Origin of the sequence: Paenibacillus hemerocallicola (assembly GCF_006265175.1) — a bacterium.
Taxonomy (GTDB): Bacteria; Bacillota; Bacilli; order Paenibacillales; family NBRC-103111; genus Paenibacillus_AB; species Paenibacillus_AB hemerocallicola.
Window position 1 is genome coordinate 30,776 of sequence record NZ_VDCQ01000024.1, and the last position, 16,072, is coordinate 46,847.

General features: G+C 50.7%; 12 protein-coding genes. 9 read left to right on the forward strand and 3 right to left on the reverse strand.

Annotated features, from left to right (window positions below; all coding sequences use genetic code 11):
- Positions 1–54: 54 nt before the first annotated feature.
- The 4 genes from FE784_RS17820 (at position 55) to FE784_RS17835 (ending at position 5,553) form a co-directional block, all read left to right on the forward strand.
- Complete coding sequence (locus FE784_RS17820; RefSeq protein ID WP_176706320.1) at positions 55–1,386, forward strand: ABC transporter substrate-binding protein; 1,332 nt, start codon at positions 55–57, stop codon at positions 1,384–1,386.
- A 78-nt stretch (positions 1,387–1,464) separates the two neighbouring features.
- Complete coding sequence (locus tag FE784_RS17825) at positions 1,465–2,457, forward strand: LacI family DNA-binding transcriptional regulator (RefSeq protein ID WP_176706321.1); 993 nt, start codon at positions 1,465–1,467, stop codon at positions 2,455–2,457.
- A gap of 370 nt (positions 2,458–2,827) precedes the next feature.
- Positions 2,828–3,655 carry a helix-turn-helix domain-containing protein gene (locus FE784_RS17830; RefSeq protein WP_139603584.1) on the forward strand — a complete coding sequence of 276 codons (828 nt, stop codon included), beginning with the start codon at positions 2,828–2,830 and terminating at the stop codon, positions 3,653–3,655.
- Between the two features lie 125 nt (positions 3,656–3,780).
- A complete protein-coding gene (locus tag FE784_RS17835; protein WP_218103789.1) occupies positions 3,781–5,553 on the forward strand; it encodes a glycosyl hydrolase family 28-related protein in 1,773 nt (590 codons plus the stop codon).
- A 241-nt stretch (positions 5,554–5,794) separates the two neighbouring features.
- Here FE784_RS17835 and FE784_RS17840 read toward each other — a convergent pair whose 3' ends face one another.
- Together FE784_RS17840 and FE784_RS17845 are read right to left on the reverse strand one after the other, a co-directional pair.
- Entirely contained in the window at positions 5,795–6,994 is a 1,200-nt protein-coding gene (locus FE784_RS17840) for an MGH1-like glycoside hydrolase domain-containing protein (RefSeq protein WP_139603586.1), read from the reverse strand.
- Positions 6,995–7,597: 603 nt separating this feature from the next.
- Positions 7,598–8,347, reverse strand: a complete 750-nt coding sequence (locus FE784_RS17845; protein WP_139603587.1) for an SDR family oxidoreductase — start codon at positions 8,345–8,347, stop codon at positions 7,598–7,600.
- A gap of 306 nt (positions 8,348–8,653) precedes the next feature.
- Here FE784_RS17845 and sigJ point away from each other — a divergent pair, with 306 nt between their 5' ends.
- The 3 genes from sigJ to FE784_RS17860 all read left to right on the forward strand — a co-directional run bounded on the left by sigJ (position 8,654) and on the right by FE784_RS17860 (position 11,694).
- Positions 8,654–9,517 (forward strand): RNA polymerase sigma factor SigJ, encoded by an 864-nt coding sequence (gene sigJ, locus FE784_RS17850; RefSeq protein WP_139603588.1) that lies wholly within the window; start codon positions 8,654–8,656, stop codon positions 9,515–9,517.
- 767 nt (positions 9,518–10,284) lie between these two features.
- Positions 10,285–10,950, forward strand: a complete 666-nt coding sequence (locus tag FE784_RS17855; RefSeq protein ID WP_139603589.1) for a hypothetical protein — start codon at positions 10,285–10,287, stop codon at positions 10,948–10,950.
- 531 nt (positions 10,951–11,481) lie between these two features.
- Positions 11,482–11,694: a hypothetical protein gene (locus FE784_RS17860; RefSeq protein WP_139603590.1), complete on the forward strand. Its 213-nt coding sequence runs from the start codon at positions 11,482–11,484 to the stop codon at positions 11,692–11,694.
- 806 nt (positions 11,695–12,500) lie between these two features.
- Here the strand turns inward: FE784_RS17860 and FE784_RS17865 are convergent.
- Positions 12,501–13,385, reverse strand: a complete 885-nt coding sequence (locus FE784_RS17865) for an AraC family transcriptional regulator (protein ID WP_176706322.1) — start codon at positions 13,383–13,385, stop codon at positions 12,501–12,503.
- 117 nt (positions 13,386–13,502) lie between these two features.
- Here FE784_RS17865 and FE784_RS17870 point away from each other — a divergent pair, with 117 nt between their 5' ends.
- Positions 13,503–14,453: a DUF1861 family protein gene (locus FE784_RS17870; protein WP_139603592.1), complete on the forward strand. Its 951-nt coding sequence runs from the start codon at positions 13,503–13,505 to the stop codon at positions 14,451–14,453.
- Positions 14,454–14,645: 192 nt separating this feature from the next.
- Positions 14,646–15,941 carry an ABC transporter substrate-binding protein gene (locus FE784_RS17875; RefSeq protein WP_176706323.1) on the forward strand — a complete coding sequence of 432 codons (1,296 nt, stop codon included), beginning with the start codon at positions 14,646–14,648 and terminating at the stop codon, positions 15,939–15,941.
- Positions 15,942–16,072 lie beyond the last annotated feature (131 nt).

Below are 16,072 nucleotides of genomic sequence, written 5' to 3' on the forward strand. Positions count from 1 at the left end.
CCTATCGCGCATGGCGGAGTGAATGTGTCCAATTCTCAAACGAGGAGAAGAAGAATGAAGAAACCAGCACATTGGATTACCCTGGGTGGACTCGCATTGCTGACGCTTGGTTTTGTCACCGCTTGCCAAAAGCAAGAGAACAAGCAGATGAAGGCGCCGTCGAAGGCCGAGGAATCGATTGTCGATCAAAAATTGGAGCTCGTATTTCATTCGAGCAGCGGCGATACTGAAGCATCGTTCAATACATTCTATGGAGACGCGCTCAGGAGGAAGTTCCCGAATTGGACGATCACCTACATCCGCAGTGCTGCAGGTAGGACGCTTCCGGAGCTGCTCGTGATGAATCAAAAAGTGGACGTCTTGTACAGTGCAAGCAATACGTTTAATGAAATGGCCATGCCGGTCGAGCTTCAATATGATATGACCGGGCTGATCCAAAAGCACAGTATCGATCTGCGCCAGTATCAATCAGACTTGATTGAAGGGCTGCGTACGACAAACGGCGAAATATATGCGTTGCCAATCACAAATATCGTGCAGTCGTTGTTTTACAACAAATCCATCTTCGATCAATTCGGTGTTCCGTACCCCATAGACGGCATGACTTGGGAAAGCATGCTGCAAACGGCCCAGCGCCTGACCCGGAAAGAGGGGGAAAAGCAGTATCTTGGCTTTGCCGCATCGCCGTCATTTCTGAACATGAATCCGTACGGGCAATCGTTCTGGGATACGAAGTCGGAAATGCCGACATTCCAGGAGGATGTTTGGAAACGGCTGATTCAACAATATTTTATCGTTTCGGCGCAAGGGCCGGGCTATAAGGAATGGGTGATTGCGAACAATCGTCTTCCCTATCGCCTAGAATTGACCAATTCCCAGCAACTGGCGATGTTTGTGTTTAACTCGCAGTTCCCTCTGACAGTCCCGGAAGATATGAAGAAGATTGACTGGGACATGATCGCGCTGCCCACTCTTGCCGAGAAGCCCGGCGTTGGCTCCCAGTCGACGCCGTACGTCATGGGGGTTACAAGCATATCGGAGAACAAGGATGCCGCCATAACGGCGATTCAATATTTGATGTCGCTGGAGATGCAGACCGATTATTCCCGAAAAGGCTTTATGCCGGTGCTGGATCGCGAAGATGTCCGCATTCCGTTTGCGCAGGATACGGTATTCAAGGATAAAAACTGGCAATCGGTTTTCTACAACAAGCCGGGTCCTATGGCGAAAAGCAGCCGATACGAACTGATGGCGGGCAGACAGCTGCATGCGGTCGTTCCTCGAATCGTGAAAGGGGAGGTCGATTTGAATACCGCGCTTAGAGAAGCGGCAGAAAACGCACAAAAGGCGGTTGCGGAGGTGAAAAGTAGCGTTAAGGTCCCGTAACCGCCGTGGATGGCAATGTCCCCGATTCTCATTTATAATGAAAGCATAGACCAGAACTTTCATGAATCGGGTGAATCCGTGGTTACGATTAAAGATATTGCTCAAATGGCGGGCGTCAGCTTCACGACGGTGTCTAAAGCGCTTAACGGCGAACCGGGTGTCCGCGCGGAAACTAGAAACAAAATCATAGCAATCGCCAATAAACTGAATTATGTTCCGAATCTTGCCGCCCGCCGCCTAGTCGACCGCAAATCGGACAGCATCGGCTTGATTTGGCCGAACAAATCCGGTCTGTTTCTTTATCACTTGTTCGAGCAATTTCAAATCCAGGCCGAAAAGGCAGGATACTCGGTGATGGTTGCGTTGGGAAACCCGGCGGCGGGGGTTCGAACTTTCATGAAACATTTTGTCGATACTATCGTTGTATGGCCGACTGCAGAGAATACGTCCCCGGAATTTATCCGGACGAGAGAATCGTTTCAGGGAACGATGCTGATGTTCAACAGTTCTCCAAGTCCTTACTACCATACCATATCCATTGACCGACAAGAGGCGATTCAACAAGCTGTGGATCATCTTTCCGGGCTCGGCCACCGCAAGATCAGCTTTATCGGCTACAATTCGGAGAAGATCACAGGGTTTGACCGGGCCGGACAGCTTCTTCAACTAGAAGACCATCCCGACCGTCTCATCTTTACTCCGAAAAACGCTCCGGAATCGTGGAATCGGGTAGCGGATATGCTCCGCAAAACGAAATCGCAGCGCCCGACGGCGCTAATAGTCGACAGCTATATCGCGATGTTCAAACTGCTGAAGCTGTGCAGAATGTGCAATGTGAGGATCCCGGAAGATCTTTCGCTCATCGCCTACGACGATGTTCCGGAACTTGAGGAGATGACGGACATTGTGGTTACGACAGTCGGGCCGAACGTCGAGCATTTGGCGAGCGCGGCACTGGATATTTTGACCGGGCACGGGCATCCGGCGGAAGGCGGGTATCGTCATGTAAAAGTGGCTTCTCAATTGGCCGTCCGTGGAACGACCCGACCGGTCTCGGACTATGCCATGTGACCGACTGCAGGCGTTCGTTCCAAAAGTAAAGCGCAACAGTTGCTGCACACAGCCCTCTATAGTATTGGGATTTGTGCTTCTCATCCTGTAAATCCAAGCATCCTTTTCCGCTTAAAACGCGGATTTTTTATTTTAGGGATATATGTTCCTGTCCAAACTATAGGCATCAAGGAATACTATGAATACGGGGACAAGAACATATAAGCATTGCCGTAAAACTAATGATTTGTTTAAGCTCAATAGTATGACATAACGAGACAGCCGGCGAATCGCTCGGCTGCTTCGTTCACCTAAAGGGCAGGAGGATGAATAACAACACCATGGTAGCCGATCTCGAAACGGCCTGCTGACCTGATGGAGGGACATTTGGATGGAACGTGCTCCGATCGACAATTATGTGCCGCGGCTTTTTTACTCCATGTACTGGAGACGCAAGGACCGTTTTTTGCTTTATGAAGATTTGTGCCGGGAGTGGACGATTTTTGCTGTTGAGGATGGATCGTTTTATTACGAGTTTGGGGACCGGAAAGGAATCGCGACATTTGGCGATTTGGTCGTATGCCCGGCTCAGACCGTTCTGCGAAGAGTCGTCATTCAACCATTAACGTTTTATGTATTCCGGCTGCGGTGGACCGATTTGGACGGGATGGAGGCGGGATTCCATTCCGAGACACCTCTTATTGCCGGTAAAATCAGTTTCCAGAATACGAAGCGGCTCTCCTCCAATTTCGCGATGATGCGGGAGGCGGAGGAGCGTAACGAGCGTCATCGCATGACGATCCACAACCATTATGTGCAAGATATGTGGTATTTGTATGGCAAAGAATACAGAAGCATGCATGGCCTGTCGTCTGACGAAGCAGACAGTTCCACCGCGGATCCCGTCATGGTTCAGGCGGTTGCGATGCTGCAGCAGCGGGCGTTCGAGCCGTTTGAACTACGGGAGATTGCGTCCGCTCTGCAGCTCAGCCCGGCGCGCTTTACGCAAAAATTCAAACAACAGTTTTCGGTCACCCCGAATGAGTATCTTGTTTCTTACCGGTTGAAACGGGCTAAAAGCTTGCTGCTGGAAACCAATTTGACCATGAATCAGATTGCGGAATGTATCGGCTACCAGGACGGCTACTATGTCAGCAAATTGTTTCGCAAATATTTTAATGTGACGCCATCGATGTACCGCAGTACACATTCTGTCTAACGATTAAATTGGATACATTCGCGCGTAAATGGAAGCCATTCTTTATGAAAACGATTTCAACTATGCTGAAACAGAAGCGTACCCCCGATGGGAAGCGCCATATTTCATGCAGGGAGGAATTGAGGATGGATGACCATCAACCAAGCAAATGGGAGGACAGTGAACGTTCTCGTTTGCGACTAAGCAGAAGAAAAATGCTTGCTTCTGTCGGCATGGCAGGAGCTGCGCTCGCATCCGGAGCGTTTATGACCGATGTGTTTGCTAAGCCTGCACAGACGGTGACAGAGAATGTGTACGGAACAGGGCAACCGTGGCTGGCGCATTGGGCGAAGCTTGGGGCGGTGAATGTTCTCGATTATGGCGCAAAGGGGGACGGCGTGACAGACGATACAGCGGCTTTTGCTGCTGCTGCAAGCGAAGGGAAGCCGATTCTCGTCCCGAAGACGGCGGCATGGTATGTGCTGCAAACAATGATAAATTTGACCAACTCGATCATCGGTATCGGAATGCCGGACATTCGCATGCAGCAGCCGGACGGATCGGATAACAAACGGATGTTTTCCATTGTAGGGTATCGCGGTGGCGGCTTGCATATTGCCGGTTTGCGTTTGGACGGGCAGTATACGGGCGGGGAGCTGGGAGAGCAATCGCATTTGCTCCGCATCATTGATTCGCGGCACGTCCATGTCCATCATAACGTCCTGGTCGATCCTTACGGAGATTGTGTCTATTTGGGATCCCATAACGGTGTCTCGTTTTTGGCCCCTTGTGAGCAAATCTACATTTACGACAACGAAATGTCGGGTCCGAGGCGGTGCGTCGTTGCAGTCGTATCGGCACGCAGCGTCTGGATTCGAAATAACGTGATGAATCATCCGCACAACTATGTGGCGTGCATCGATTTAGAGCCGAATAAAACTTCGACGGGCAAGGAATTGGTGGAAGATGTATGGATTGAAGGAAATACGTTTTACTCCACCGGGCATTTTGTAAACTCGTTGACGCCAAATGTCGGCCTGCCCAACAAACGGATTACGGTTCACAACAATCAAGGGAGATCCCGCTATTTATTCCGTTGCAATTCCAATTATGAGGGCAATACAGAAGAGGTCCGCATTACGAACAATTTGTTTTATGGGTCGGTTGGCGAGGCGCGGATGTTATCCATCTCGAAAATTTTAAAAGGATTGGTGATCCGCGGCAATCAGGATTACGCGACAGGAGCTCAAGGATGGGTGATTCAAAATGCGGTCGCGCCTGTTATTGCTGATAACTGCATCGAGGCAAGCCGGGCTGTTGCGATGGCGTTGTGGAACTGCAAACAAGTCAAGCTGCATGGCAATCAGATCAAAGATGTGTATTCGTCGTACGGTGCTGTGCAGTTTCTGGGCAATCCTTCGAGCGGGCATCACATTAGCGCCAACTCGCTGGTACATACGGACTACGGATTTGTGTTCAAGGAAGTGGTGACCGATACGTTATTCGACGGGAACGTCATTGACGCGAAACGGTTTGCGATCAAAATGGAACCGGAGAGCCAACCTTCCGACATCAAGATCACCGGAACCAATTTGTTTACGGGAGAGGGGGTTCCTGTCGGGGGGGCGGATACACTTTCCCGTCTCTATACTCCGGAAGCCATATCGAAAGGGGCCGGGGTCATATGGGCAGACGCCATTCCGGTTTCAGGGACATGGAGTCAAAGCAGCATTGTGATGAACCGCCTTGCACAATCGTCGAGCACTCTGGGGTGGGTTTGTGTGCAGGGAGGAACACCGGGACAATGGCAGCCGTTTGGCATTGTCGGGGAAGAGCGGCTTGTGCTGAAGGCACCGGGCGGCAGCCGGTATTCCATCCAAATTGACGACACAGGTACGTTAATGACACAGCCGTTGTAACAGACTCGTATGGGCAGCAGCACAGCACCACAGCAACAAGCGGTTGGGCAGCGTTTTCCGCAGTTCAACCGCTTGTTTTCTGCGTGCAGCTAAATCTCCATTCATGGTGCCCGGCATCATCATGCAGGGCCGGCAGAGCGCATGACTCGAACAGGAGTAGTTGTTTATCGAATGTCGTGTTCGCCGTCTGAAAAGCGTCTTGTCCGATGACGCACGCTGTGCCGTTTGAAACAGACTCGTGTTAGGATTGGAACTTCAAGTGCTGCCACAGGCTAGCCATCGCCAGAAGCGGGTTATGTCCCAGGTAGTCGCGGCACGGCGTATTGAACGACGTATACGGTTTGCGCGTGAGGCTGTCCGGCGCTTCACCGTGCGGGTGATAAAACTCCCAGATCGTCCCTGTCCGTGCAAATTGCTCGGCTGAGGCGTCAAGTGCCCCCTCCAGCAATTGTAGTGCTGCATCGATGCGGTTGTAGTGCATACAACCCATTGCTGCCCAATAAGTCATACTATTCCATACCGGTCCGCGCCACATGCGCAATTCAAACGCCGGATCGGAAACGGCGACGGTTGCGAGCGGGTGTTTGGTGAAAAACCGCTCCGGGTTTAACAGATGCTCGTCGATCACCCGGTTCGCTTGCTGTGGTGTGGCTGCCCCTACCGCAAGCGGCCACATCCCTTCCTGCGCCCCTGGCTTTGGACCTGATTGCGCCATTGTCCAGCTATCGTAAAAGAAACCTGTTTGTTCATCGTACAGCTGTTGTTGAATCGCTAGCTTCAGTTCCTTGCTGCGCTGCACAAAAGGCTCCGGATCGCTGCCGAGCTGTTGGGCCCATTGCGCGGCGTACGTATACAATTGGTACACATGGGACGTCGCATCAACACAAGCAGTCGGGTGATGCGGGGCCTGGTCAAACCGAATCCCGTCGTCGACACCGCTTTCCCATTTGCGTGTCATAATGTCCATGTAGTAATAGCCGAACGGTGCTTTCCGCTCCGATTCGAACCAGCCGATTTGCCGCAGAAGCGCGTTGTATCCGGTTTGAAGCAAATCGTTGTCCGCATACCGCTTCACATACTGGTCCAATGCAACAGGCCATACCGGCGGATGGCTCAGTTCCATATTCCATTTTGCTTTCCCGTCCCGCATCATGATCGTGCCGGGCAAGACGCCGTTTTCCCCCTGAAAGGAGAGGTAGTTCAGAAACTGCTTTTTGGCGTGGTCCGGGTGGGTAGGCATCATATCGAAAATGGCGTGAACAAGATCCCAATGGCCAAACGCGGGACCGTAACAGTACCCTGGACCGATTTCCTCCCAATCATACCGAAATGGAGCCGCTGCCGGCCGAACGCTGCACAGATGCAGCTCCAATGTATATTGCAGAAGCGGCTGCCAGGCCGGTTTTCCTGTTTCATTCCATCTCGTTTCCTCGTGAATCATTGGTATCGTCTCCTTGTCTGCATTCGATTTGAATTCGCATCCGCTCTCTGTTTTGTGCAGCGGATCAAGGCGCAGCTGGCAAGCAAAGAACGGACAGCGGCGCTCGGGATGTCATTGTAATTTCCCCCTTGTACAGGTTTGTTTTAACGGACTCAGGCCCATCCTACAGCAAACAACGAGCGGATAAAATGGATGGATTTCCGTTTCGGATGTACATAATTAAAGGGGAAGCTTCCCCAAATAGCCAGATGGCCGATAACAGCGTTGGATGCGCGCAGAGGAGCCGAGCAGGTACTTGTTGATCCCCTCTGGCGATTTGGAATGGCGGACTTCGCTCGGGTTCGACGAGAGCGACATTCCTCCATCGGTGAACGACGTCGCACGAACCTTCTAAGTCCCAACGTCACGAAGGGCCTCATCCCCCTGCATTACGCAGAGAATTTGAGGCCCTTCGTATCTAACCTGGAATGTTACCTTACAGTTCAAGCGATTTGGAGCCTATGTTTCATACGCGAAATATCTATACGTCCGGTCCGGTCAGTAAATTGCCGACACACTCGCAACGATAGCCACAGTGTTCCATATGTCTCCCAGAAATTGCAATCAGGAGCGCGCGAGCCAATCCGCCAAACGGGTCGGCGCAATACGCGCGTTGCTGTCGTCCGCAGGAACGAGCGCGCTATCGTCCACTTGCCCGCCGAAGTAGCCTGCCTCGTTGTCCGTGACGACCTCGCGATTATCCCCAGCCGCCTTCAAGGATTGGCGGACGAACTCGTCCATCCCGACCTTCTCGGGTCCGGCCAGGTCGACAATGCCGTTCACGGGCTCCTCCAGCGCATAGTCGGCCAAAGCCGCGCTCACATCCGCGGCCGCGATCGGCTGCATGGCGGAGGACGGCAAACGGACGGTTTGACCTTCCGTCGCCGTATAGGCAATGGTGCCGGCAAATTCGAAGAACTGCGTCGCTCTGACGATCGTGTAAGGAATCGAGGACGCTTGGATCAGCTTCTCTTGGGCGACCTTGGCGTTGAAATAAGCGTTTCCGGGCGGACGGTCCGTGCCGACGATCGACAGGGCGATATAGTGCTGCACGCCCGCGTTCGCCGCCTCGGCCAGCAGATTCTTGGTCGACGTTTCGAAGAACGTAAGCACCGCTTGCTCTTCGAACGAAGGCGAATTGGTGACGTCGACGACGACTTGCGCGCCGGCCAGCGCCGCAGCCAGCCCTTCGCCCGTTACCGAGTTGACGCCCAGGGACGGGGAAGCCGCCACCGCTTCATGACCGAGATTGTTCAGGTTCTGTACGAGTCCTTTGCCGATAAGTCCGCTGCCGCCGATCACTACAATTTTCATGAGTTTCCTCCTGGATTTTAGCCCGTATTCGCTGGGCGATTTGGTTTAAATGAAGCCTGTTGTTTTGTCCGACATACTTATAACGAGCGAGCCAAACGTTCTGTGACACGGGACGGCGAAGATTTTCGCTTGAACAAACAAAAAGTAAGCGCCCGGACTGCTTTAACTTTATCCTAATGCGACGACATAAACGATATTGCGCCATTCCAAAGGACGTCGTAAGCCGTTTAGGCTTGGGTTGATTAATTGCCGGGCAAGTTATAAGGTAAGTACAAGAAGAAAGCAGCCGGACAAGGAAGTGACAAGATGCAGGAGCTGTACGAGCAGTACAAAGGACTGCTGTTCAACCTCGCCTACCAGCTGACCGGGTCGGTCTCCGACGCCGAGGACGTGGTGCAGGACGTATTTTTGAAAGCATATCAATTGCCGCCGGAGAAATTGACCGAGCCCGGACCCTACCTGTGCAAAATGGTCACGAACCGCTGTCGGGATCTGTACAAGTCGGCTCGCAAGAAGCGGGAGGAATATTTTGGAGAGTGGCTGCCCGAGCCCCTTGTTGCGGCGGATAGCGACCCGGCGGATTCGGTCGCGCGCGACGATCTGTTGTCCTATGCCATGCTGGTGCTGCTGGAGCGGTTGTCGGCGTCGGAGCGGGCGGTTTTTGTGCTGCGGGAGGCACTCGGGTTCGAATATGGGGAAATCGCTAGGCTAATGGATAAAAGCGAGGTCAATTGCCGGAAGCTGTTCAGCCGCGCAAGCGCGAAAATGGGGCTGGACGCCGAGGCGCCGCTCCCGGCCCAAACGGCCGGCGAGGAATGGGTAGACGGGTTCGTGACCGCCCTCAAACAGGGGAACATGAATCGGCTTCTGTCGATGCTCGATCCCGACGTTGTGCTGCTGCCCGATGGCGGAGGCAAGGTGCAGGCGGCGGTTAATCCGATTCATACCGCAGAGCGCGTTGCGAAATTTCTTATGGGCATCATTCGCAAGGCCGCTACGATCGAGGGAGAAGTGGTCATCCATATGGAGCGCATCAACGGGGAACCCGGCATGATTCTGCGCTCCGAGGACGGAGTTGTTCATACGGCTGCCCTATTCCGCGTCGAAGGCGGACTCATCCGCGGCCTGTATATTTTGCGCAATCCGGACAAGCTTAAGTCGCTGGCGTGAGGGGCTGTTGGGCCAGGGGCGAGGGCAGTCAAATTTGAGGCCGCCGCAGGATCGATCGGGCGGCATCGTTAAGCTAAAGGGCATTTTGTAGCTCGCGCTGCACCGTGATTTTGGAACGGAAGGAAGAAGTTTCGAGGGACAAGAACTTGTATGCTTTGGAATCCGCGTAGATCGCGGATTTTTTAATTTTACAGATATATGTTCTTGTCCTCAGCTCAGGACAAGAACATGAATCCTTAACCGTATGGGGACAAGAACATATACGCATTGCCGTATCAACATCGGCGTGTGAGAGTCATTTCCGGTGATGCTGAAGCTTAAGCTGAAGTTGGCAGATGGTGCACGAGCAGTAGGCCCCGGCCGGTGCAGGGGAAAGGGCACCGCGTGCTGGGAGATCGACGGCCCAACGCTGTACCAGTTCAGCCTGGAATTGCACGACGCGGCCGGCCGGTGAAGCTGAACGGGGCGCTGCTCATGCAGTTTTTGCCGCCGCGATATATGGATTGGTCTAACCGCAACATAGCAAGCATCAAGGTATCGAAGGTTCGGAGCGCGGTGGGACTGAGAAGATACCGAAAACGCGGAAACCGGCTAACTTAGATATTAGGACGACACGAAACATACTCAAGCCATGTAATGTCGTGCTCTGAACAGAATGAGGATTATATCCGGAGAAAGGGCAATCATCTAAGCGCAGCAACGCATGGGACACATACCATAATGAATGGGTACTAGGTGCGAAATCGCATAGGAATACCCGTTCCATTATGGCAAGCATGAAAGGTGTGAAGCTTACAGAGATGATCTCGCGGGCTGTTTTTGATGTGAATGTTGTCCCTGATTTTGCAAATCAAGCATTCTTAGTTGCGGGCTGCGGAGGCTCGCCATTGCCTACATTTACGGTACCCGATGGTAATGTTGTCCTGCGACGAGGGAATGCGAAAGTAAGGGTTTCCCTAACTAACAGTGATGCTTCTGAATGCATTGATAATCGAATTGACGTGGGTGTAGCAACTGCGCGAACGTTAGGCTTGATCAATAAGAGGCGCTACAATGTGCGGTTTGACTCGGTCGATCGAAGCATTTCTTTTTTTAGAAAACCGGTGTCGCGTACTTCGATTGCCACTAGGATTGGAAGCACAGTCGTTGAAATTAATACGAATGGCGACAGGACCATCACTCGTATAACGGACAATGAAATACACGTTTCGGCGATCGGCGTAGTGTTACTCGGAATTCTCAAGGATCAGCTGCTATTGAAGCGCGGACTTGTAACGAAAAGGGTTCGGCTTCAAGCAGGCACAGACATTTTTGTTGAACCATTCATACAAGTAACTCCCAACACGGCGAAAATGTTTGGCTTGTTTGAAGAGGACACTCCGGTAGCCTTCAACCAAATCAGCTCGGTCCTTCGCATTCATCCGGGTAAATAAAAAGGTCCACCAAATACTATTATCTGGACAACATGAACGGGTCATTCCCATTCATCCGGTATTTTCGGATTGAAAGTGTGTGGTCCGCCTCCGGATAACGGTTTTCCAAACCGGAAGGATAACGAAACGTTTTTTTTAGTTGGAGGGAGCAACAACGTATGACATGTTCATGTAAGCAGGGTCAGTTGCGTCGGAATCCATTCACTCGTCCAACGCATATGGGGATAGCGTCCGCATGTTCAAACGGTGACGCACTCCGCTGTCAAAGACTAATCACTGGAATAAAGCAGCAAATAAACAGACGATTATTGTTATTAAGAACGCTTGTAGGTGCAAAAAGCGCGAGCGGGAGCTGTAACCCTCAGGGGTGTAGGGTTTCCTTTCAGGGACAAAGCCGCCCCGGTCCAAAAGAGCAGGTAGCCAGACTGAAGCGGGAAGTCATTCGTCTACTCCAGCAATTATTAAAAATAGTTGGCGCAAAGTTCGTAGATATCAGCTGTTCTCGCACAAAGTGTGGTGAATTCGTATTTAATGATCGGATTTGATGAAAACAAGAAGGACGTGACGACTTTGAAAAAGGCTGTAAAAACCAAGCGTCCCATGGTTGCCCGTAACAAGAAAACAGTCGAACGGGAAATACAGACTTTGGCGAAAATCATTGGCACCCAAAATGTTGGAATCGCTTGCTTTAAAGTAAACGGGAAATTCAGATGCTTCTTTAGCTTCGGACCACAGCCCGGTTAAAAAGGAAGGGATATTTTTGAAAAAAATAAAGGGAAAAACACTCACGTGTCAGCAAGTCATAGCCCGTAAAAGACAAATCATCGAAAGAAAGATTGAAGCCATATCGAAAATTTTAGGTGAAGATCTTGTATTTGTCAGATGTTCTCCTGTAAACGGCAAGTTAAGATGCACGTTTACTTTCCAGCATTCAAATGGAGGAGATGAAACTGGCTAACAACCCACTCGCCTCAGTCTGAGCTTGCCGACAAATGTAAGAAAGCTTATAATTCCAACACGTCGTCTAATGACACAACATGCCATAAATAAAATCAATAAAATCAAGGGACCCTTTTTGTTTAATGGGGATGTTTGTGTCGTAGGTTAGTGACACAAGCATTCCCTTTTACGCTTATGGTGACACAAACATATACTTATAAGATGCGAAAATTATTTAGCGATATCCGCGACGTTAATCCGATACCTATGGCTTATGAAGGAATTTTGGAATATGAATCAAGATGATTGGAACAAAGCTAGGGAACTAGGACAAACTAGGACACACGTACTGTGCAATTATAGTAGAAAACAAAATTGCTTCTGTGGCGGCAGTATGGAAATATTCCGAAGAAAAATGGGAAGTGGCAGCATTACACACGAGGACAGAGTTTTTAAATCGGGGGTTTGCCAAGAGGGTTGTAAGTGTCGCTACTGAATATGCACTAGCAGGAAGCTTACAAGGAAGTCAAGTGAAGCAAAGGAGCTGCCGGACGCCCCCTTATATGTGGGGCGTCCTCTATTCAAGACGGATCGCGAGCATACGAGGTGATTTAAGGTGCCGTTTCTGACTTTAGCGTCTTCATTTTACGATATTCTGACGGCGATATACCCTTGGTGTCTCGAAAAATCCGCGAGAACGTATTATACGATCCGTAGCCAACTTCCAGTGCGATTTCGGATACGCTCATCTCCGTTGAAACGAGAAGGCTGCACGCATGGCGGATGCGAAGATCCTGAAGGAAATGGACGTACGATTGGCCTGTAGCTTGTTTAATGATTTCACTGACCCGGGAGATGCTCAATGAGAACTGCTTGGCAATTCCGCCTAGTGTCAAACCCTCCTGATAGTTGCCGTTAATATAGTGGATGATCGGCCAGACGGCTCCTGCTGATTTGCCCGGGGCGGGCTCCCCGTTCGGTGTTATTCCATTCTTCCTCCGATAGCGGTCGAACCGAATGAGAAGCTCCTTCAGCTTAACCTGCAAATAGCTGTTCCGCCATCGGTCGCTGCCGGAGTATTCCTCCATCATATCCTCAAGCAGGTTGTCCGTCCGCGCTTTCTCCTTCCCCTCGATCTGAACGAAGGAAGGCAGCCCTTCGGTACCATTGACCATGCCGTTCATCAACTCTTCTTGGTTCGGTTCCATGAGCAATTCCATACTGAATCGACAATTGTACAGAATTAGCTCCGATCCCGGATCGGTAAACAATTCATGAATTTGATACGGCAGCAAAAAAGAAAACGTCCCCGCCTCCATCCGATGCTTTACCCCATTGATCGTTTCCCAGCCGGTCCCGCTCTTGACGTATGAAAATTCCAGGTAATCCTGCCGGTGGGAAGGGTAGCCTTTCTTCAGCCTATTAATTAGGAGCTCGAACTGGAACGGGCTGTCCTTGGTAGAATAGTCTTTTAAATATCTTGGGAATTGTGACATAATGGCGGGTCCCCTCAGAAAAAATGGGATAATTATCGAAAAACGCGTTAGGCTTTTATTCTTCATTTATTTTACCATAAATAAAGAAAGTGAGTGCTTCTAACAGGGGGGAAAAAGTTGAACCGGAAGACGCAAAGAATTGAATTTGAACAGACAAAAAAAATTTATGAGAGTGAGACATTGGTGTTTCATGGTGTGGACGGTTTTGATGTCTACAATATTTCGATCCCGTTCATACGGGGCGGGAAGCGCTATTTGTTCGGGCGGTTAGAGCGTCGAGAGGAATGGGCCCGCTCTTGGGTCCGCCTGTTCGAGGAGACGGGACAGGATGAATGGACCGTGGTGAAAGATAGCATGATTTATACGCTGGAAGACCCTTACATCTCGGAGATCGGTGATGAGCTTGTCCTGGGCGGGACACATGTACAGTATCAGTCTGGAAAATACAGCACGTTTTTCGGTTATTTCTATCGGGGAACCGACCTCCACAATTTGTACTACTTCACTACCGGACCTAACAAAATGAAGGATATTCGCCTTGTTCCGTTATCGGACGGCAAGATTGGCGTCTTCTCTCGTCCGCGCAGTGCGGAGATGAGAGGCAAATACGGGAGTGAATCCATGATAGGCTTCACGGTCGTTGACAGACTGGAAGAGCTGACTGCGGACGTCATCGAGAACGCACCTTACATCTACGGCATTTTCGGGGAAGGCGAATGGGGAGGTGTTAATCAGGCTTATCTACTCGACAGCGGCAAAATCGGCGTCATCGGCCACATCTGCTACAAGGATGAGGATGAGAATGGCGGGGAAGTGAAGGTGTACCTGAACATGGCCTTCGTCTTCGATCCAACCACCCGTGAGTCTTCGGATCTTCATTTGATCGGAAGTCGTACCTGCTATCCGCCGGGACCTGCCAAGGCACCGCAATTGGTCGACTGCGTCTTTACTTCGGGAATTGTGATGCGTTCGGACGGCAAGGCCGAACTATACAGCGGCATTGGCGATTGCCAGACGGGACGTATTACGATCGACTATCCTTTCGAGGGACATGGGCGCATTGTCTAGAGGAGGAAATGGGGGTGACTGCGAATATCCCACATCGTCACAGTCGACTGTGACGGTGATTCCGGGATGCTTCCGAACAAATTTCCCCATCATATGGACCGGTTTTGTGTCTAATTGGACCGTTTAATGTAAGCGCTATTATTTCAATTGTTGGTAACTTTGCTTCAACAATAATGAATGGGGGAAACCGATATGAAAATGAATCGAATGGCCGCACTTTCACTATTATTGTTCGCAACCGCTTGCAGCAGCGGAAATAACGATAAAACGGCCGGTGAGAAGAACGCTACGCCTCAGGTTTCGACCGAGCCCGTCACGATCAAATTCGCGCTGAGCATGGGATGGCTTGGACCTGAAGAGTTCCAGAAGTATGTCGAGGAGCCGGTGAAAAAGCGCTATCCCTACATTACGATCGTGCCCATCGATTTGTCCAAGCCGGAGAACGGTTTCGATAAGCTGATGGCCGCCGGCGAAATACCGGATTTGGTGATGACCGCCTCACCTCTCATTTACCGGTTTGTAGGAACCGGGATGGAAGATAATATCGAACCGCTGATCAAAAAATTCAATTTCGACCTCTCCCGGTTGAACCAGGTCGCCGTAGAATCGGTGAAGTCTGCAAGCCTGCAAAATAACTTAATCGGTCTTCCATGGACGACGCACTTCAGCGCACTATATTATAATAAAGATATCTTCGACAAATTCGGTGTCCCGTATCCGAAGGACGGCATGACATGGGAGGATGCCAGAGAGCTGGCCAAAAAAGTGACGCGCAGCGATGGAGGCGTGCAGTATCGGGGCCTGGAACCGGATAAATCGACCCGCGTGGCCTCCGTGCTGTCATACGGCTTTGTCGATCCGGTAACGGAGAAGCCGACCGTGAACAACGATAACTGGAAAAAAATATTCGAATTACTCAAAAGCATATACGACATTCCCGGAAACGATACCCCCCGTTTGGCCGGCGCCGGTACGGATCAGTTTAAGAAAGAACGGACACTCGCTATGGTGGCTTCCAATAACAACCTGCCGAATTTGAAGGATGCCCAGGATTTGAATTGGGATTTGGTCACGTACCCGTCATTCAAAGAACGCCCTAACACCGGCATGCAGGTCGATGAGTGGATTCTTCATGTCACGGCGCAGAGCAAATACAAAGATCAAGCGTTTCAAGTCATCTCCACAATTCTATCCGACGAGGTTCAGACGGAAGTAGCCCGCAACGCGCGGCTGCCGGTATTGAAATCAAGTAATATTGAGCAGGAGTTCGGCAAAAACTTGCCTTACTTGCAAGGAAAAAATGTGATTGCCGCCTTTAAAACGGCCCCTGCAATAGCGCTTCCAGTGAGCAAATACGATTCGTTCGCGGAAGGTTATATGTCCAATGCCATCATCCCGGTCGTCAAAGGAGAGAAAGATATTAACTCGGCACTGAGAGAAGCGGAAGAACAAATTTCGAAAAACATTGAAACGAACCGGCAAAAATAACTCAGCAATAAAATGGAGTACAATCATCGTCGAAAAGAACGGTCATCGTCAAATGTTACGAGGATAGTTGCATTTAGTTTTCATCCTATGAGGCTACCTCTTTTCCGCAACTTTCAGTTGCGGTTTTTGTT